At 49.8% G+C, this 18618-nt stretch carries 15 protein-coding genes and 1 other annotated feature; of the genes, 4 read left to right on the forward strand and 11 right to left on the reverse strand.

All coding sequences use genetic code 11. The features are described 5' to 3' along the window. Window positions 1–8 precede the first annotated feature (8 nt). The 6 genes from hisC to BIT28_RS28420 form a co-directional block, all read right to left on the reverse strand. Complete coding sequence (gene hisC, locus BIT28_RS28395; RefSeq protein ID WP_075768338.1) at window positions 9–1061, reverse strand: histidinol-phosphate transaminase; 1053 nt, start codon at window positions 1059–1061, stop codon at window positions 9–11. A gap of 2 nt (window positions 1062–1063) precedes the next feature. After that, on the reverse strand, window positions 1064–2386 hold the full coding sequence (gene hisD, locus BIT28_RS28400; protein WP_075768339.1) for a histidinol dehydrogenase: 1323 nt from the start codon (window positions 2384–2386) through the stop codon (window positions 1064–1066). Between the two features lie 3 nt (window positions 2387–2389). After that, a complete protein-coding gene (gene hisG / locus BIT28_RS28405; protein ID WP_075768340.1) occupies window positions 2390–3286 on the reverse strand; it encodes an ATP phosphoribosyltransferase in 897 nt (298 codons plus the stop codon). 39 nt (window positions 3287–3325) lie between these two features. Beyond that, window positions 3326–3463: a sequence feature (His leader region), on the reverse strand. A 243-nt stretch (window positions 3464–3706) separates the two neighbouring features. After that, window positions 3707–3892, reverse strand: a complete 186-nt coding sequence (locus tag BIT28_RS28410; protein WP_075768341.1) for a hypothetical protein — start codon at window positions 3890–3892, stop codon at window positions 3707–3709. Between the two features lie 271 nt (window positions 3893–4163). Beyond that, window positions 4164–4685, reverse strand: a complete 522-nt coding sequence (locus tag BIT28_RS28415) for a YchJ family metal-binding protein (RefSeq protein ID WP_075768342.1) — start codon at window positions 4683–4685, stop codon at window positions 4164–4166. 3 nt (window positions 4686–4688) lie between these two features. Continuing rightward, window positions 4689–5915, reverse strand: coding sequence for an EAL and HDOD domain-containing protein (locus BIT28_RS28420; protein ID WP_075768343.1), 1227 nt, complete (start codon window positions 5913–5915; stop codon window positions 4689–4691). 230 nt (window positions 5916–6145) lie between these two features. On the opposite strand from BIT28_RS28420, the gene BIT28_RS28425 reads away from it, so the two are divergent. After that, on the forward strand, window positions 6146–7039 hold the full coding sequence (locus BIT28_RS28425; RefSeq protein WP_075768440.1) for a sulfite exporter TauE/SafE family protein: 894 nt from the start codon (window positions 6146–6148) through the stop codon (window positions 7037–7039). 97 nt (window positions 7040–7136) lie between these two features. On the opposite strand, the gene lpxH is transcribed toward BIT28_RS28425, so the two are convergent. After that, window positions 7137–7871: a UDP-2,3-diacylglucosamine diphosphatase gene (lpxH, locus tag BIT28_RS28430; protein WP_075768344.1), complete on the reverse strand. Its 735-nt coding sequence runs from the start codon at window positions 7869–7871 to the stop codon at window positions 7137–7139. Window positions 7872–7913: 42 nt separating this feature from the next. Beyond that, entirely contained in the window at window positions 7914–8411 is a 498-nt protein-coding gene (locus BIT28_RS28435; protein WP_075768345.1) for a peptidylprolyl isomerase, read from the reverse strand. A gap of 462 nt (window positions 8412–8873) precedes the next feature. Here BIT28_RS28435 and cysS point away from each other — a divergent pair, with 462 nt between their 5' ends. Both cysS and glpQ read left to right on the forward strand, forming a co-directional pair. Beyond that, window positions 8874–10256, forward strand: a complete 1383-nt coding sequence (gene cysS, locus BIT28_RS28440; RefSeq protein ID WP_075768346.1) for a cysteine--tRNA ligase — start codon at window positions 8874–8876, stop codon at window positions 10254–10256. A gap of 327 nt (window positions 10257–10583) precedes the next feature. Continuing rightward, entirely contained in the window at window positions 10584–11669 is a 1086-nt protein-coding gene (glpQ, locus tag BIT28_RS28445) for a glycerophosphodiester phosphodiesterase (protein WP_075768347.1), read from the forward strand. Window positions 11670–11781: 112 nt separating this feature from the next. Here the strand turns inward: glpQ and BIT28_RS28450 are convergent, their stop codons facing one another. The 3 genes from BIT28_RS28450 to BIT28_RS28460 all read right to left on the reverse strand — a co-directional run bounded on the left by BIT28_RS28450 (window position 11782) and on the right by BIT28_RS28460 (window position 15169). After that, the gene (locus tag BIT28_RS28450; protein WP_075768348.1) at window positions 11782–13383 is read right to left on the reverse strand and encodes an SgrR family transcriptional regulator; all 1602 of its coding nucleotides are present in this window, start codon (window positions 13381–13383) and stop codon (window positions 11782–11784) included. Between the two features lie 191 nt (window positions 13384–13574). Further along, complete coding sequence (locus tag BIT28_RS28455; RefSeq protein WP_075768349.1) at window positions 13575–14393, reverse strand: ion transporter; 819 nt, start codon at window positions 14391–14393, stop codon at window positions 13575–13577. Between the two features lie 137 nt (window positions 14394–14530). Beyond that, window positions 14531–15169, reverse strand: coding sequence for a YchE family NAAT transporter (locus BIT28_RS28460; protein ID WP_075768350.1), 639 nt, complete (start codon window positions 15167–15169; stop codon window positions 14531–14533). 725 nt (window positions 15170–15894) lie between these two features. Here BIT28_RS28460 and adhE point away from each other — a divergent pair. Continuing rightward, the gene (adhE, locus tag BIT28_RS28465) at window positions 15895–18600 is read left to right on the forward strand and encodes a bifunctional acetaldehyde-CoA/alcohol dehydrogenase (protein WP_075768351.1); all 2706 of its coding nucleotides are present in this window, start codon (window positions 15895–15897) and stop codon (window positions 18598–18600) included. Window positions 18601–18618 lie beyond the last annotated feature (18 nt).

Here is an 18618-nt window from a genome sequence, read left to right on the forward strand (position 1 = left end):
TTTAATGCTTAATTCTGGGTCAGCTGCTCGCGGATAAATGCCAGCGTCTTTTCACATTCATCGCGGTTGCCGATACTGATGCGAATACAGTTTTCAATCGGGGAGCGTCGCAAAATAATGCCATGGTCCCACAAGGCTGCGAACAGGGCGTCTGCATCCGGGAATTTCACCAACAGGTAGTTGCCATAGCCGTCGAAGACAGTGACACCTTCGAGCATGCTCAATCCGGCCTGCAGGTAGGCACGGTTGGCGTTGAGATCGAGCACCTGGAACTTGGTCTTTGCCAACCCGGCAGGTGAAAGAGCCTGTACGGCAATGTCAGTGACAGGAACTGGCACTGGGTAGGGGGCAATGACTTTGAGCAGTAGCTCGATAACTTCCGGATTGGCCAGTGTAAATCCACATCGTAGACCAGCCAGTGCAAAGGCTTTTGACAGGGTACGCAGGATGACCAAGTTCGTGTAGCGATCCAGTAAATCGACCGTGGAGGCTTCCGGGCAGAAATCAATGTAGGCTTCGTCGACCACAACCAGCGCATCGTCTGCCGTCATATCAAGCAGTGCCTCAATATCCTGGCGGTTAAGCAAGTTGCCGGTCGGGTTGTTCGGGCTGCAGACAAAAATCAGCTTTACACCGTTGAGGTTGTCGCGGATGGTGGCGAGATCCAGCTGCCAGTCGGCGGTCAGCGGGACCGTTTTGGCGCTGACATCAAATGTTTCGGCGCTGATCGCATACATGCCATAGGTCGGCGGGCAATACAGGATGCTATCCTGATTGGGCTCACAGAAGGCACGGATCAGAAGCTCAATACCCTCGTCCGCCCCACGGGAAGTGAGCACCTGCTCTTTCTTTATTCCCGCGTAGTCGGCATAGGCCTGGATCAGCTCATCCGGCTGGCAGGTACTGTAGCGATTGAGGCGATCACACTTGATGTTGTATTCATTGGCGAAGGGAGACTCGTTGGCATTGAGCCAGATATCACCGCTGCCACCGAGGCGACGGGCTGACTGATAGGGTGTCAGCTCCCGGACTGTTTTTCTCGCTAGCTTTGAAACTGTCATACCTATGCTTCCTTTGCTGCTGTCTGGACGGCTTGCTGAGTCTGTAGTTTCTCGACCCTGATCGTGACGGCACGTTTGTGGGCATCGAGGCCTTCTGCTTCGGCAATCGTCACCACTGTCGGTGCCAGCTGCTGCAGGCCGTCGGCACTGAGTTCCTGTACGGTCATGCGCTTGGTAAAGTCGGCCAGTCCCAAGCTGGAATAGGTTCGAGTATAGCCATATGTCGGCAATACGTGGTTGGTTCCTGATGCATAGTCACCGACAGATTCCGGTGACCAGTCGCCGAGGAAGATGGAGCCCGCATTGTCTAACAGTGGCACCAGCTCACGCGGATTCCGAGTCTGGACAATCAGGTGCTCGGGACCGTAGTGGTTCGAGATAGCAATACACTGGGTCAGGCTGTCGGCCACAATCAGCAGACTTGATCCGAGTGCCTGGCGGGCAATCTCGGCCCGTGGCAGCTCGGCTAGCTGCTTCTGGATAGCATCGGCAACGCGATCGGCGATACTTGGCTCCGGAGTAACCAGTACAACCTGGGAATCAGGACCGTGTTCGGCCTGGCTGAGCAAATCAGCGGCAATGAAATCTGGGTCTGCCGTTTCGTCGGCAATCACCAGAACCTCAGAAGGGCCAGCAGGCATATCGATTGCCGAGCCGCGGAAGTCGTTGCTGACCTGACGCTTGGCCTCGGTAACAAAGGCATTACCCGGCCCGAAGATTTTATCTACTTTGACTACCGATTCTGTGCCGTAGGCCATTGCGGCAACAGCCTGGGCCCCGCCGACATTGTATATGTCGCTAATGCCGCACAGCTTGGCCACGTACAGAATTTCATCGGCGATAGGCGGTGGCGAGCACAGAACCGCCTGGCGGCAACCGGCAATTTGTGCCGGTACACCGAGCATCAGCACCGTGGATGGTAGCGGCGCACTGCCGCCGGGAATATACAGGCCGACCGTGTTAATCGGACGCGTTACCTGTTCGCATACAACGCCTGGCTGAGTTTCTACCCGCAGCGTCGGTTGCTTTTGTGCTTTGTGGAACGTCGCGATGTTGTCATAGGCCTGCTTGAGGGCCTGCTTCATTTCGTCGCTGAGGCGCTCTGCTGCCGCTTCCACTTCCAGGTTGCTAACCTTGATTGATTCCGGGCGGATCTTGTCGAATTTTTCGGTCAGCTCCAGCAGGGCTTCATCGCCGCGTTGACGGACACCCGCAATCACGTCAGAGACGATCGCCGTGATATTGGCCCCTTCGGTGATCGCCGGACGCTGGAGCAGGGATTCCTGCTGGTTATCGCTTAAAGATTGCCACACAACCGTCTTCATGGCTTACTCCATCATCTTTTCAATTGGCAGGACAAGGATTGAGCTTGCGCCAAGCTCTTTAAGCTGTTCCATGGTTTCCCAGAACAGGTTCTCTGAGCTGACAAGATGGATGGCCACACGGCTTTTATCAGCAGCAAGCGGCAGCACGGTCGGGTCTTCGGCGCCTGGCAGCAGTGCCGTGATTTGGTCCAGGCGATCTGTCGGGGCGTGTAGCATGATGTACTTCGACTCTTTGGCCTGGATAACACCCTGCATTCGGGTAAGAATACGCTCGATGAGTGCTTGTTTGTCTTCGCTGAATTCACCCGTACGCTGGATCAGGACTGCCTTGGAGCGCAGAATAACTTCGACTTCCTTCAGGCCATTGGCCTCGAGGGTCGCGCCGGTTGATACCAGATCACAGATAGCATCGGCCAGGCCTGCTCGAGGTGCGACTTCGACTGAACCGTTTAACATACAAGGGCTGAACTCGACACCTTGCTCGTCCATATAGCGCTTGACCAGCTGTGGGTAGGTGGTAGCAATACGCTTGCCATGCAAGTCTTGCGGGCCGGTATATTGCTCGTCCTTGTCGATGGCAATCGACAGGCGACAACCACCAAAATCAAGTCGGCGCAGTTTGGTGTAGTCGCACGGCTCATTAAGGGCGGCACGTTCAAGACCGACTTCCTCAAGCTCATTTTCACCGATGACACCTAAATCGACCACGCCATCCATGATCAGGCCCGGGATATCATCATCGCGTACCAGCAACAGGTCGATAGGCATGTTTTCAGAGTGTACGACCAGGCGCTCACCCATCAGGTTGAATTTAATGCCGCAGCGTTTGAACAGGTCCTGGCACTCTTTGCTCAGGCGTCCTTTCTTTTGAATCGCGATTCGTAGTCGTTGAGTCTGCATCGTTGTGTTCCCTGTATCGATTATTCTTAAAGCCTGAAAACGAAAAAACCCTCGGAAGTGAGTTCTTCCGAGGGTCTGAATTCTGTTATTTCTAATGACCGCTGGAAGAGTTTTTGTCCGTCTTCCAGAGCGAGGCGTATCCTCCCGAAAGACTAGTCAGGATGATGATGGTGATGTAGGTTTACCATTGGGATACGCATAATTATGTACTCTGTTTAAATCGTTATTAACTCGTTGCTTGCTATTCACACTAACCAAGCTAATTTGATTTTGCAACAGTATTTTTACCGAAATGTTGATTTATTAAAAAAAGGTAAATAAAACAGGTGCAAACGGCTCAGGACCAGTGAGTTATCGAATGGGGTCCCTGAGCAATAAAATGAAATATTTAACATTTGCCGCTAATGGTAGGCATAAAAGCTAAACATAAATATCAAGCAGGCCTTTGGGCGGGCGCTTTTGGGATTGCTCCTTGGGGGGATCCTGCTTGTTGTCTTCGCTTTTGGCTTCGACTTTTTGTTTGCGTTCATCAATCAGTGATGCCTGGGTAACTTTCTTTAGCTGTTTATGAGCGTTCAACGGCAGATTGTTATTGGGGTTTATCATGTCATTGCCTCATTTCTTTAAAGAGTCATGGTCAATTTATCGTCAATGAGGTATTGATATTGAGTGTTTTTTGTTCATCATATCTGTGTTGTTAGACAAAATGTGACCTTGCTCAAACTGTTACGGAGAATCGTGATACTTATTCGGAGAAGCCGATCAGACAACAGTGAAGGGGGAAATCGTCAGTTGGGTAATAGAGTGAATGGGTAAAGAAGGGTTGGAAGGGGTAAAAAGAAGCCCGATAATTCGGGCTTCGAGCTGGGCTTACCTGTTAGCCGCAGCACTTTTTGAATTTTTTGCCGCTACCGCACGGGCATGGGTCATTACGACCGACTTTATCGCTGATAGCCGGTGTTGGTGCCTCAACTGGCTGTTCTTCTGCCGGTTGCGGGTACTCCCCGTCGATATAAAACCACTGGCTTTCCTCACCGACAGGCTCGCGTAGGAAGCGTGACTTTTCTTGCAGGCAAAACTCATCGTCGCCTTCTTGATAATAGGCCTTGAATTCAACATACCCTTCACCGTTTTCGGCAACTTCGCTGCTGATCACTTCCAGGCCCAGCCAGTGAGAATGTACTGATTCGGCAATGGCCTCGCGGTATTGCTCTGCCTCGCAGCTTGGATGATAGGTGGCAACGACAAAGTCAACAAGACCAAGGACATGTGCACTGTACCTGGCGCGCATTAGTTGCTCAGGGTGATGGGCTCGTGATGGTTGTTGATGGATGGGCTGGCAGCAAGTTATTAGTGTTTTCTTGCTGCCGCACGGGCATTGCTGGTCTGGCGTAGACATGGATTAATCAGTCGCTGTATGTTCAAAGTAAGAAGACCATTTTAAAGACTCCAGATACAGTTCTGCAACGTCTGATTCATTGATTTGGAGTTGTTTGCTCAGCAGGCTAACAGCTTCCCACTGGGCTTTGTCATACGCTGTAATTAACTTGAGAATAAGCCCCAGTGGACCGGTTTGGTGCACCAGTGCCTGCTGGACTTGCTTATCCAGAGGAAGCAGGGTGATCACTTCCTCAATCGGCTGGTCGAGCAGGGAGTCCAACAGCGAGAACAGTCCGGTCAGGAAGGCCTGGTTCCCGATGATGTCGGTTCTTGCCAGATTACTCAGGCGCTCGCAGAAATGGGCTCGCTGCAGCGACAGGCTATAGAGTGACTGCGGTTTTTTTTCGGTGGCATGGGCTGTGGCTACGAAGGTAACAAATCGTCTCAGGCGCTCTTCACCGAGATAGACAAGCGCCTGTTTGAACGAGGAGATCGGTTTGGCCCGGGTATATGTCAGGTTGTTGACATGGCGCAGCAGCTTGTAAGACAGCGAGACATCGGTGGCGATGATACTTTCGATGGTGCCAAAGTCGACGTCGGAAAGGGTAATCTCCTTGTACAGGCGCAGCGTGGTCAACGCATAGGGCGTCAGTGTCTTACGCTGCAATAATTCCGGCTTGCTGAAGAAAAAGCCCTGGAAAAGGTCAAAACCTGCCTCGCAGGCTTCGGTGAACTCGTCGTGCGTTTCTACTTTTTCGGCCAGAAACAGGATCTTGTTCGTCTTGTCCTTATGGTGGCGGATAAAAAAGCGGGCCTTGGCAATAGGTACCGTGCGAATATCAAATTTGATGATATGGATATACGGCAGGAAACGCTTCCACTCGGCACTGGGAACGAAGTCATCCAGCGCAAGGGTATAGCCTTTGCTGTTGAGTTCGATCACCGCTTCGAGTAATTCGTCACTGGGATCGCAGGTTTCAAGGATCTCGATAACAAAGCTTTTTTTAGGGAACATCAGCGGGGTGCGCTGAATGAGGCTGGTATAGGGAAAATTGACGAAGGCTTTTTTCCCTGATGTTGCTTCTATGGCCCCCGAGGTAAAGAAATTATCAGCTAACAACCGATTGGTTGCATGTTCGTCACCAACATCCGGAAAACAATTATTAGGGCCATCACGGAACAGCAACTCGTAACCAACGGTTGCTTTGTCTCTGTTTAAAACAGGTTGTCGAGCAAGATATGAGTGCATGAAATCTGACGTAATCTATTGATATTGTAATTAATGAGCCGTCCGGCACCAGAGTTTGCTTGGCAGGCGATAAAACGCTTTATCAGGCTGCCTTAAAGACAAAATACTATAAATGATGATGGTTTCACAGAGTGTATCCAATAGCAAATCACGTCTGTGACCAGTAGCATAGAATTAATCACTAAGTTAATCCACAATATAGTCCCTTTTGAGAAAATTTTGTGCAAAATATGACAGTCTTTACAGTCATACAAGCTGGATTGCTTGTAGGTGGAGGCATTTTTGTTGTCATGCTGCTAAATGCGTGGCGCAAAAATCGTAAGCAGGAAGCGCAAACTAAGATTTTTCCGATTGGCCTTATTGGTGGCTTTGCCAATTTTTGCGATACCCTCGGAGTGGGTAGCTTTGCAATTAAAACGGCCGGGTATAAACAATTCAAGCTCGTTGATGACAAGCTCCTGCCCGGCACCCTGAACAGTCAGGCTGTAGTAGCGACTGTTGCCCAGTCACTGATCTTTTTAACCGCGGTTGATGTTGACGAAGTTACCATGGTTAGCCTGGTCCTGGCTGCCTGTCTTGGGGCGACGGTTGGCGCTCGGCTGGTATCCGGCTGGGATCGCCAGCTGATACGGTTGGCGATGAGTGCGGCGTTGCTGGTGGTTGCCACTCTGATGCTTGCCGGTCAACTGGAGCTGTTCCCGCTTGGCGGATTGGCCCTCGGGCTGAGCGGCTGGAAGCTGGGGGTTGCCATTGCCGGTAACTTCTTGTTCGGGGCGTTGATGACGGTGGGAATTGGCTTGTATGCGCCGTGTATGACGATGGTGTACCTGCTGGGCATGCATCCGTTGGCAGCCTTCCCAATCATGATGTGTTCCTGTGCGTTCTTGACGTTCTTCTCGGCCGGCAGCTTTATCCGAATGAACCGTATTAACAGCCGTGCGGCCTTGGTAGTAGCGATAACCGGACCGATCGGGGTGGTGATTGCGGCATACCTGGTTAAGTCGCTAAATCTGCAGTTGTTAGCCTGGCTGGTGATTGGCGTTGTGCTCTACACCTCGTTCTCTATGTACCGCTCATGGGCAGGTGAACGCGCAAAATTGAGCTCCGCGCACTCACTATCCTAGCCGTTAGAATCAGTCGCAAACACAATAAAAAGGTACGCGATGGCGTACCTTTTGAGTGATGAGCAAAAGGCGAGCGGCCCGGCTGAACCATTAACGCTCAGGGAGACTGGGTAAAGTCGCGCGTTTCCAGTTGGCAGCCGCCAGGTGTGCAGACCAGTACCGAGCCATGATCATACCAGTCACCCAGTACCGTCCTCGATGCAGGCAGGCTGCCGACATTTAGGTGATGGATTGCCGGGCGATGGGTATGGCCGTGGATCATTGCCGTTACCTGGTACTGCGCCATGATCTTTTCCACCTCATCCAGGGTGACATCCATGACATCCTGCGCTTTTTCCTGGTTCGTCATGCTGCTGTTACTGCGCATCTTGTTACCGATTTTCTGTCGGTAGGACAGCGGCAAGCGGAAGAACAACCATTGAATGAATCGGTTATGTACTTTTTTCCGGTAGCGTTGATACTCTTCGTCCAAGGTGCATAGTGTATCGCCATGGAGGATCAACGTCGGCGTACCATACAAGTCGATCACACTATGCTCCGGTAGTAGCTGGACCCCGGTTTCCCGGCTAAATCGCTGCCCGACCAGAAAATCACGATTACCGTGGATGAAGTAGCAGGGGACTCCCGAGTCAGTCAATTGCCTGAAGGCTGACTTGATTTGTTGGTGGAAGGGAGAGTCGTCATCGTCGCCAATCCACATTTCGAATAGATCACCCAACACGTACAGGGCATCGATCCCCGTGGTTTCTTCTTTCATGAAAGTAAGAAAACAGTCGGTGATATCGGTACGCTCGGCACTGAGGTGCAGATCAGAAATAAACAGTGTTGTCATAAGGAAGGGAGGGCGGCCGTAAGGCCACCCTGAGAGTATGGATTACTCTTCGATAGTGACGCTGTTGATGACCACTTCTTCAACAGGTACGTCCTGATGCACATAGCCCCAGTTACCGGTAGAAACCGCTTTGATTTTGTTAACAACGTCCATGCCTTCAACAACTTCTGCAAATACACAGTAGCCCCAGCCGTCAGGTGTTTCTGATTTGAAGTCCAGGAACTTGTTGTCGTTTACATTGATGAAGAACTGCGAGCTTGCAGAATGCGGCTCCATAGTACGCGCCATTGCCAGCGTACCGACTTTGTTGCTTAGGCCGTTGTTCGCTTCATTTTTGATTGGCGCGCGAGTTTCTTTCTCTACCATGCCAGAAGCCATGCCGCCGCCCTGGATCATGAAACCATCGATAACACGGTGGAATAGTGTATCGCTGTAGAAACCGTCACGGCAGTATTGCAGGAAGTTTGCACACGTTTCAGGCGCTTTTTCTGTGTTTAGCTGAATCTTGATGTCACCAAAAGTAGTGTGAAGCGTTACCATGAGCTTGTCCTTTAATGGATGTTTATTGCTTTAAATACCGGATTTTATACCCAAGCTACCTCAAGATGCTAGTTTCCGCGAGAATTACTACCATCATTTTCCTTGAACTGAACCCGCTGGTCTCACTCTGAATACTGCCTATTGAGGTAGCTTGGGTATATAACTAAGGAAAGGCGTCAACATGATCTCTCATCATTCTCCGTCTATGGTGAAATAAGATGATTATTTCACCGAATTTCATGCCAAACCAATAAGTAACCACATTGGTATAACTATAGGTGAACCGTGATGAAAGCGGGAAATCAATTACCCTGCGATTGCGGACTTTCCGGCACAGTGGTTGTTTTCTCTCCCTGGCCGGTATAAACCGCGTCCTGAGCGTATTTTTCCTTGCCTTCATTAGTTATTAGAGGTGTAATTACTCCTCTTAAAGTAACCCCATAAAATGAGTAACTACGAGACATGTTAAAGATCTATAACTCGCTCACTAGACAGAAAGAGGAATTTACACCCATCCAGCCTGGTAAAGTAGGCATGTACGTCTGTGGGGTTACCATTTACGATTTGTGTCACATCGGTCATGGCCGTACTTTTGTTTCGTTCGACGTGGTTTCGCGCTACCTGCGCTATTCCGGTTATGATCTGACCTTTGTACGTAATATCACCGACATCGATGACAAGATCATTAAGCGTGCGGCAGAAAATGGCGAAAGCTGTGATTCGCTGACCGAGCGCCTGATCGGTGAAATGCACGCCGACTTCGATGCGCTGGGCATGAAGCGTCCGGATATTGAGCCTCGTGCTACGGACTATATCGCTGAAATTATTGCCATGTGTGAGCGCCTGATCGAGCGTGGTTTTGCCTACGTTGCCGATAATGGCGATGTGATGTTTGAAGTCAGCAAGTTTGACGAATACGGCAAGCTGTCCAAGCAGGATCTTGAGCAGCTGCAGGCCGGTGCCCGCGTTGATATCGAAACGGCCAAGCGTAGCCCGCTGGATTTCGTGTTGTGGAAAATGTCCAAGCCGGGTGAGCCGACGTGGGAATCGCCATGGGGCGCAGGTCGTCCGGGCTGGCATATTGAATGTTCGGCAATGAACTCGGCGATCCTGGGTGATCACTTTGATATCCACGGTGGCGGTTCTGATCTGCAGTTCCCGCACCATGAAAATGAGATTGCCCAGTCATGCTGTGCAACAGGCTCGCAGTATGTGAATACCTGGATGCACAGTGGCATGGTAATGGTTGATCGCGAGAAGATGTCCAAGTCTCTGGGTAACTTCTTTACCATCCGTGACGTACTGGGTTATTTCGATGCCGAAACCGTACGTTACTTCCTGATGTCCGGTCACTACCGCAGCCAGCTGAACTACAGCGAAGATAACCTGAAGCAGGCTCGCTCAGCCCTTGAGCGCCTGTATACCTCGCTACGCGGTCTGGATGCCGACGCACCAGCAGCTGGCGGCGACGAGTTCGTGACTCGCTTCAAAGAAGCGATGGATGACGATTTCAATACGCCGGAAGCGTATTCTGCACTGTTTGATATGGCACGTGAAATTAATCGCCTGAAATCGGATGATCTCGCTGCGGCATCGGCACTGGGCGCACGTATGCGTGAGCTGGCTGATGTTCTTGGCCTGTTGGCGCAGGAGCCGGAAGCCTTCCTGCAGGGTGGTGCCGGTGAAAGTGATGACGTGGCTGAAATCGAAGCGCTTATCCAACAGCGCCTTGATGCGCGTGCAGCTAAAGACTGGGCGGCAGCCGATGAGGCCCGTGACAAGCTCTTGGCAATGGATATCATCCTTGAAGATGGTCCTCAGGGCACGACATGGCGTCGTAAGTAGTTGTATATAATAACTGCCCAATAGATTGAAAACCGGAGCTTTTTGCTCCGGTTTTTTATGCCTGACGATGAGGCCTGAGCTTGAGAGGAAAGTGCAGGTAGACCTGTATAGATTGACGGACGAGGTAACACATTTCGAACGAGTATGGAAATGGACCCAATATCACTATTCGAAACTATTATGTGGTTATTCGAATGTATCTGATCACGTTTAGAGTAAAAGTTCAGAAATTGTCATCCAATAGTGCTTATTATGATTGCCGTTGTATAAGCCGGTATTGGCTTTGCTTCCCCAGATAAGAGCACCGAACGTTAAGGATTGATAATAATGAAAAAAATATGTCTTGCCGCAGCTATTGCCAGCACTTTGCTTGCTGCTCCTGCTTTCGCTCAATCAGCCCCTGACTCAGACAAGATAGTTGTCGCCCACCGTGGCGCTTCCGGATACCTGCCAGAGCATACTCTACCGGCCAAAGCGATGGCATACGCGATGAAGCCTGACTATATCGAGCAGGATGTGGTCATGACCAAAGATGACCGGTTGGTGGTACTGCATGACCACTACCTGGATCGTGTGACTAATGTGGCCCAGGTCTTCCCTGATCGAGCCCGTGAAGACGGCCGTTATTATGCGATTGATTTTACCTTGCCTGAAATCAAGCAGCTGAGCGTAACCGAAGGCTTTAACATTAAAGACGGCAAACAGGTTCAGGGCTTCCCTGAGCGTTATCCGATGTGGCAGTCGGACTTCAAAGTACCGACTTTCGAAGAAGAGATCGAGATGATCCAGGGCTTGAACAAGTCGCTGGGCTATGACATCGGTATCTACCCAGAAATCAAAGCGCCATGGTTCCACCGCCACGAAGGCAAAGACATCAGTAAAGCGGTGCTGAAGGTGCTTAAAGACTATGGCTACATCAGCAAAGATAGTAATGTCTTCCTCCAGACGTTTGATTTTAATGAACTCAAGCGTATCCATGACGAGCTGATGCCGGCCATGGGAATGGACGTTAAGCTGGTGCAGCTACTGGCCTACACCGACTGGAACGAAACCATGGTCTATGACGGCAAAGGACTGGCCCAGCCATATAGCTATGACTGGATGTTTGCCAAGGGCGGAATGGAAAAAGTGGCCAAGTATGCCGACGGCGTGGGTCCTTGGAAGCCAATGGTGGTATCTGACAAGTCAACCAAAGGAAACATCAAGCTAACTGGTTTGGTGAAAGCCGCTCATGAGCAAGGTATGCAGGTTCACCCTTATACCTTCCGTGCCGATACCGGCCGCATTCCGGCTTATGCCAATGACTTCAACGATATGCTGGATATCTTCTACAATACGGCCAATGTAGACGGTGTCTTTACCGACTTCCCGGACAAGGCCGTGGGCTACTTGTCATCTAAGGGCCGTAAATAAGGATGTGACTGCGGATAAAGGGTCAAACTGGCTCTTTAGTCCAGCAACGGCAAAGGTGAGTCAAGAAAAGGCGATCTAAATGATCGCCTTTTTTTAGGCGTAATTACAATGATTACTCCAAAGCTGTTTGTTCGGGAGTGTCATTAATCCATAAGGTCGAGAAATCACACCAACCTACGTGATTGACCTCGAGTCCCTGGAGCTTGATCGGTGCGGTAATCGAGAAACCCTTGGCGTTCAGGCGACGGATAACCTTGATCTCCTCCAGCCAGTCAAGCAGGCCTACTAGCATATCTAGCGCCTTCTTTTCTACGGGCTGAAGCTGGGTTTCGAGCAGTTTGCTTCGAAAGAGTTGGTATTCGGGCTTTGTCAGAATTGCCTGCCAGTTCATATCGCATTGGAAAAAGTAGCGCAGGCTGGTGATTTTACAGCCTTCTGTCCTTATTGCGCCAAGCAGCACATCTTCGTTGCTGTTGCTATCGTTGATGCAGCGAGAAGAAAAGGTCAGTTCAGAGTCGCTATCCTGCGCCGCCTTGATTTCTTCGGCCTGCTTGCGACCGTCATTATTGTTTTCGACCGCAATGTGGATATTTCCTTTTATCGGCTTATCAGCCGGATTGCCGAGTAGCAGGTTGCCGATGTCAGCGATAACCGGGCTGTCTCGGCATTCCCTATTTGTTGTTAGCATATAGAAGATGCCGCCGCCGGAGCGACTGACGGTGTAGACCGGTTGGTGCTGCTCGAGAAAAATCAGGTGCTCCCGGCATTCTTTCAGATCTTCCCACTCATTGTGAAACCATATTTCGATCACCGGGGCGAGAGCAAGCTGTCCGACATAGCTGGGGTTGCGTTTTAGCCTCAGCATTCTTGTCGATACGACATCGGGGTAGAAAGGTCCGGATCCGACGGGGCCATCTTGCACCGTGGCCGTCTTGATCGTGGCCGAACTCATGATCGAGGCTTCCGGTCTTGCAAGCAGCCGAGGCAGGCACCAGTCAGGATGTGACAACCTGACCGTTAAAGTGGTCGAGGAAATGATATCGATGCCGGTGATGTGACCGTAAAGCTGTTGCCAGAAGGGGCGCCTTGCCAGCCATAACAGACTGGCTTTAATGTCTTTGGCACTCAGTTCGCTCTGATTATGAAAAAAGACGGAAGGGCGCAGATGGAATGTCCATTCATCACCCGTTGAGTTCGACTGCCAGTGATGGGCGAGATCCGGCATGACCTTATCATTTTTATATTGCGTAAGGCGCTGGAAAATTTGCAATATCAAATGGCGTTCGGTGCGCTCGAATGCCAAATGGGGGTGAAGCGATTTTAACTGACGATGAAAAGGGATCCGAATGGCGGACTGGCTTCTGTCGAGAGACGATGCCAGAAAATGTTGAAGCTCGGTAGATAGCTTGCGGTCATTGAAGTCCATAAGCTTGATCGCGGCTTCCGTTTTTCCCTGTGCCATCAACTGGTCAACAAGCTGATAACAGGCATCGGTGGGTTCTATTTTGCACGTTATCTTGGCTCGTTTGCCCCGGCCGGGAGCTGCCTGCCAGTCAATCCAGTCCATATCGGTGAGCTGGTGCAGCAGATTTCGCGCATGGCGTGGTGAACAGAAAACAATTTCGGCTACGTCTGAAAGCTGCGTATCGACACAGCAGGGACCAAAGCGTCTGAAAAGTCGCTCGTAGTTCTCGAGTGCGCGCTTGTAGTTCATTGAGGTGGTGCTTTCCTTATTCCTGTGGACTTGCAGCTGTGAATGCTGCTAGGGGCGATCAAGTTCCCTCTCATCCGCCTGTTTGAATCCAGTATTCTGGGTTGGTTACAAGCGGAAAAATAGAGAAGGAAACGAGCAACAGTTCCGTAAATTGATAATATGCCTGAGACATCAAAATGACAGGCTCGTGACTAGGGATGCTGAGGTAATTCGGCTCCGCATTTTCTACAGTAATTGGCATCGGTTTCATGCCCGCTGGTGGCACAGTTCAGGCAACGAAGAAGATCACGCTGAGTCTTCATTTCCTGACTGAGTTCTGCGGTGATAATACCAGTGGGCACGGCCAGGATGGAGTAACCGAGCAGCATGGTAAAAGCGGCCAGTGTCTTGCCGAGATCCGTCTGCGGAACTATGTCGCCGTAGCCGACGGTGGTGATGGTGACGATAGCCCAGTAGATACTGGTCGGAATGCTGGTAAAGCCGTTATCCGGTCCCTCAATAGCGTAGAGCAATGCACCCAGTACAGTGACAAGGATGGCGACGGTGCTGAAGAAAACCAGGATCTTCCGTTGCGCCATTAGCAGGGATCTAAGCAGGATATTGGAGTCTTTGAGAAAGCGGGCCAGTTTCAGGATCCGGAATATGCGCATGACCCTGATCAACCTTACGATCAATAGATAATTCGATCCCGGGAACAAGAAGGCGATATAGCTCGGCAGGATTGCGATGAGGTCTATAACGCCATAAAAGCTTTTGGCGTATGCCCAAGGGCGCGGCGAGCAGTAGAGCCGGGCGATATATTCGACGGTAAATAACAGGGTAAAAACCCACTCCATGACGAATAGAAGGCTGGAGAACTCTGCCGCCACACCTTCGAGCGACGAGAGGATGAGGACAAGCTCAGAGCACAAGATTGCAAGGATCAGTATAATGTCAAAGTACTGCCCGGCTTTGGTTTGGGTGCCAAAAATAACTTGATAGAATTTTTGCCGAGTGTTGAGCGTAACCATAAAACCCTGAAATGAAAATAGAAGTACTATTAATTAGGATAATGAACATTAAAGGGGGTTACCAGCTAACGGCAAGGAGTACCTCTCCAAAATGAGATGGAGAGGTACAATTGTGCGGAGACTCCGCGGGAAGTGTGTTAGGCGAGACCCGGGAATAAGGCGCGAAGGCCGTTAGCAATGAACTCAATGCCCAGGGCTGCCAGGATCAGACCCATGATACGGGTGATAACATTGATGCCGGTTTGACCCAGAAAGCGAACGATAATTGGGGCTGCGCGGAACAACATCCAACAACAAAAGGCAAATGCCACTATCGTAGCTGCAATTCCCAGCGTACTGGTCATGCCCGGGTAACGTGAGCTATAGACAATTGTCGAGCTGATTGCACCCGGACCGGCCATAAGCGGCATAGCCAGCGGGACGACACCAATTTGCTCGCGGCTAATTGATTCTGATTTTTCCTGCTTATTCTGTTTATCCTCACCCAGCTTACCGCTCATCATCGAGAAGGCGATTGTCAGCAGCAGTAAACCACCGGCAACGCGGAACGAGTCGAGGGAGATACTGAACATATCCAATAAAAACTGCCCGGCAAGCAATGAGACGATAAGGATAACGCTGACGGCGAGACTGGCGGTATAGGCTGTTTTGTTTCTCTCCTCGGTATTCATGTGGCCGGTAAGAGAAACAAAGATAGGCATAATACCGATCGGGTTGACGGCTGCGATCAGACCGACGAAAAACTGTAAGAAAATGGCAATTTCGATTGTTTGCATTGTGGGATCATCTAACAAACGTAAAAAACAAGAAGCTAACTTCCTCCTCTTTAACAGGTTGCCATGTAATATCTGAAGGTGCTTAGAAAAAAGGCGTAAAAAGCAGTGCGTGAAAAGTGCTGCTTTGGGGCCTGAGTTGCGATGATATTAGGCGGCCTCCTGTTATTTGGCGCTACTTTAAGCTAAAGCTTGACGTCAGACCAATTAAAAATAGTTATCTCTACCCTTATTAATAATTATCGGTAAATTATGTGTTACACCCCTGTAAAAAGGCGGTGTTTTGGATTACTCTTTATGGGCAGTCGGCGTGCCACACGCAATGTAATTAAGGTAACTGTATCCTGCTAAACCTGTGATTTGCTTCACATTAAGTGTTTAAAGTGGCCAGTTGTGTATGTTTGTTACGTAATATTTGTTACTTGAAATGTCGCTTTATGAAGTAATTTGATAGAATTTCAATATTGCCGGTCACATTCTGAACGTTTAAGTTCTTGAATTAACATGACGCAGCTCGGATTTTGACAAAAAGTACTCCTATAGGGTTACAAGTGATCTAAATCAATTTTTTTCGGGGTGTGAAAGAATATAATCAGTTTTGAAAGCAATTTACTAAGTATGTGTGTTGTCGGGGCGTTAAAAGCAGGGCTTCCCTGGTAGCGATAAGTCGAAAGAAGCGGCGACAGATTCTTACTAAAAAGTTTTTAATATTAAGTTAGGAGTTAACTATGCCTGTAACAAATATGGCTGAACTAGATGCAATGATTGCACGCGTTAAGAAAGCGCAAGAAGAGTTCGCTACTTACTCTCAGGAGCAAGTAGACAAAATCTTCCGTGCAGCTTCTCTGGCAGCTAACCAAGCTCGTATCCCGCTAGCACAACAAGCGGTTGCCGAGTCTGGTATGGGTATCGTTGAAGATAAAGTAATTAAGAACCACTTCGCATCTGAATTCATCTACAACAAGTATAAAGATGAGCAAACTTGTGGCATTCTTGAAGAAGACGACAACCTGGGTACTATGACTATCGCTGAGCCTGTAGGCATCATCTGCGGTATCGTACCAACGACTAACCCAACTTCTACTGCAATCTTCAAATCTCTAATCTCTCTGAAGACTCGTAACGGTATCATCTTCTCGCCACACCCACGTGCGAAGAACTCTACCAACGACGCCGCTAAACTCGTTCTAGATGCAGCAGTAGCCGCTGGTGCGCCAAAAGACATCATCGGTTGGATCGACCAGCCATCTGTAGAGCTTTCTAACGCGCTAATGAAGCACGACGACATCGCTCTGATCCTTGCAACTGGTGGTCCAGGTATGGTTAAAGCTGCTTACTCTTCAGGTAAGCCAGCAATCGGTGTAGGTGCAGGTAACGTTCCTGTTGTTATCGACGAAACTGCTGACGTAAAACGTGCAGTTGCTTCTATCCTGATGTCTAAGACTTTCGATAACGGTGTTGTATGTGCTTCTGAGCAGGCAGCAATCGTTGTTGACGAAGTATACGACGAAGTGAAAGAGCGCTTCGCTTCTCACAAAGCATACGTACTGAGCAAAGCAGAAGCTGAGAAAGTACGTAAAGTGCTTCTAATCGACGGCGCACTAAACGCGAAAATTGTTGGCCAGCCAGCTGCGGCAATCGCTGAGATGGCAGGTGTTTCAGTTCCAGCTGACACTAAAGTACTTGTTGGTGAAGGTCTGGGTAAAGTGTCTTACGACGACGCATTCGCTCACGAGAAACTATCTCCGACACTTGGCCTGTTCCGTGCCGATAACTTCGAAGACGCTGTTGCTCAGGCTGTGACTATGGTTGAGATCGGCGGTATCGGTCACACATCTGGTCTATACACTAACCAAGATGTAAACGCAGACCGTATCCGTTACTTCGGCGACAAGCTGAAGACAGCTCGTATCCTAATCAACATTCCAACTACTCACGGTGGTATCGGTGACCTGTACAACTTCAACGTTGCACCGTCTCTAACACTAGGCTGTGGTTCTTGGGGTGGTAACTCAATTTCTGAGAACGTAGGTCCTAAGCACCTAATCAACAAGAAAACTGTTGCGAAGCGAGCTGAAAACATGTTGTGGCACAAACTACCTAAGTCTATCTACTTCCGCCGTGGTAGCCTTCCAATCGCTCTTGGCGACCTAGAAGGTAAGAAGCGTGCATTCCTGGTAACTGACCGTTTCCTATTCAACAACGGTTACGCAGATGATGTTGTTCAGCTACTGAAAGCACAGGGTATGGAAGTTCAAACGTTCTTCGACGTTGAAGCTGACCCAACGCTAACAGTTGTTAAGAAAGGTGCAGAAGCAATGCAAAGCTTCCAGCCTGACGTAATCCTGGCTCTAGGTGGCGGTTCACCAATGGATGCTGCGAAGATTATGTGGGTAATGTACGAGCACCCAGAAACAGCATTCGAAGAGCTGGCAATGCGCTTTATGGATATCCGTAAGCGTATCTACAAGTTCCCTAAAATGGGTCAGAAAGCTGAGCTTGTATGTATCACTACCACTTCAGGTACGGGTTCAGAAGTTACTCCATTCGCAGTTGTTACCGACGACGAGACTGGTGCTAAGTACCCACTGGCTGACTACGAGCTAACGCCACAGATGGCTATCGTTGATGCTAACCTGGTTATGAACATGCCTAAGTCTCTGACAGCGTTCGGTGGTTACGATGCAGTAACTCACGCACTGGAAGCTTACGTATCTGTTCTTGCTAACGAATACTCTGACGGTCAGGCTCTGCAAGCGCTTAAGATGCTTAAAGAGTACCTACCTTCAAGCTACGCGAATGGTGCTAACGACCCAATCGCTCGTGAGAAAGTACACAACGCAGCAACTATCGCTGGTGTAGCATTTGCGAACGCATTCCTGGGTGTGTGTCACTCAATGGCTCACAAAATTGGTGCTGAGTTCCACCTACCTCACGGTCTGGCAAACGCGCTGCTTATCTCTAACGTTGTACGTTACAACGCGAACGATAACCCAACTAAACAAACTGCGTTCTCACAGTACGACCGTCCACAGGCACGTCGTCGTTACGCAGAAGTTGCTGACCACCTAGGCCTAAGCCAGGCTGGTGACCGTACTGCTCAGAAGATTGAACGTCTTCTAGCATGGTTGGACGAGCTTAAAGGTGACCTAGACATCCCAATGTCTATCCAGGCAGCAGGTGTTTCTGAGGCTGATTTCAATGCGAAACTGGATGAGCTATCAGTAGAAGCGTTCGATGACCAGTGTACAGGTGCTAACCCTCGTTACCCTCTAATCAGCGAGCTGAAAGAAGTTCTTCTAGCTTCGTACCACGGTACGCCTTACGTTGAAGGTGAGACTTTCGAAGGTACAACTGTAATCAAGAAGAAAGCTGACCAGAAAACAGCTGAAGCGCCAAAAGCTGCAGCAAAGAAAGAGACGGCTAAAGCTTAATCATTGTTTTAGCTAGCG

It is taken from the genome of Photobacterium proteolyticum (assembly GCF_001939735.1).
In the GTDB taxonomy this organism is placed as follows: domain Bacteria; phylum Pseudomonadota; class Gammaproteobacteria; order Enterobacterales; family Vibrionaceae; genus Photobacterium; species Photobacterium proteolyticum.

What these genes read in the sequence shown, in the direction of transcription:
- hisD (WP_075768339.1), bottom strand. Translation starts at nt 2,386, where the DNA reads ATGAAGACGGTTGTGTGGCAATCTTTAAGCGATAACCAGCAGGAATCC.
- BIT28_RS28415 (WP_075768342.1), bottom strand. Translation starts at nt 4,685, where the DNA reads ATGTCTACGCCAGACCAGCAATGCCCGTGCGGCAGCAAGAAAACACTA.
- hisG (WP_075768340.1), bottom strand. Translation starts at nt 3,286, where the DNA reads ATGCAGACTCAACGACTACGAATCGCGATTCAAAAGAAAGGACGCCTG.
- glpQ (WP_075768347.1), top strand. Translation starts at nt 10,584, where the DNA reads ATGAAAAAAATATGTCTTGCCGCAGCTATTGCCAGCACTTTGCTTGCT.
- BIT28_RS28455 (WP_075768349.1), bottom strand. Translation starts at nt 14,393, where the DNA reads ATGGTTACGCTCAACACTCGGCAAAAATTCTATCAAGTTATTTTTGGC.
- hisC (WP_075768338.1), bottom strand. Translation starts at nt 1,061, where the DNA reads ATGACAGTTTCAAAGCTAGCGAGAAAAACAGTCCGGGAGCTGACACCC.
- cysS (WP_075768346.1), top strand. Translation starts at nt 8,874, where the DNA reads ATGTTAAAGATCTATAACTCGCTCACTAGACAGAAAGAGGAATTTACA.
- BIT28_RS28435 (WP_075768345.1), bottom strand. Translation starts at nt 8,411, where the DNA reads ATGGTAACGCTTCACACTACTTTTGGTGACATCAAGATTCAGCTAAAC.
- BIT28_RS28450 (WP_075768348.1), bottom strand. Translation starts at nt 13,383, where the DNA reads ATGAACTACAAGCGCGCACTCGAGAACTACGAGCGACTTTTCAGACGC.
- adhE (WP_075768351.1), top strand. Translation starts at nt 15,895, where the DNA reads ATGCCTGTAACAAATATGGCTGAACTAGATGCAATGATTGCACGCGTT.
- BIT28_RS28420 (WP_075768343.1), bottom strand. Translation starts at nt 5,915, where the DNA reads ATGCACTCATATCTTGCTCGACAACCTGTTTTAAACAGAGACAAAGCA.
- BIT28_RS28410 (WP_075768341.1), bottom strand. Translation starts at nt 3,892, where the DNA reads ATGATAAACCCCAATAACAATCTGCCGTTGAACGCTCATAAACAGCTA.
- BIT28_RS28425 (WP_075768440.1), top strand. Translation starts at nt 6,146, where the DNA reads ATGACAGTCTTTACAGTCATACAAGCTGGATTGCTTGTAGGTGGAGGC.
- lpxH (WP_075768344.1), bottom strand. Translation starts at nt 7,871, where the DNA reads ATGACAACACTGTTTATTTCTGATCTGCACCTCAGTGCCGAGCGTACC.
- BIT28_RS28460 (WP_075768350.1), bottom strand. Translation starts at nt 15,169, where the DNA reads ATGCAAACAATCGAAATTGCCATTTTCTTACAGTTTTTCGTCGGTCTG.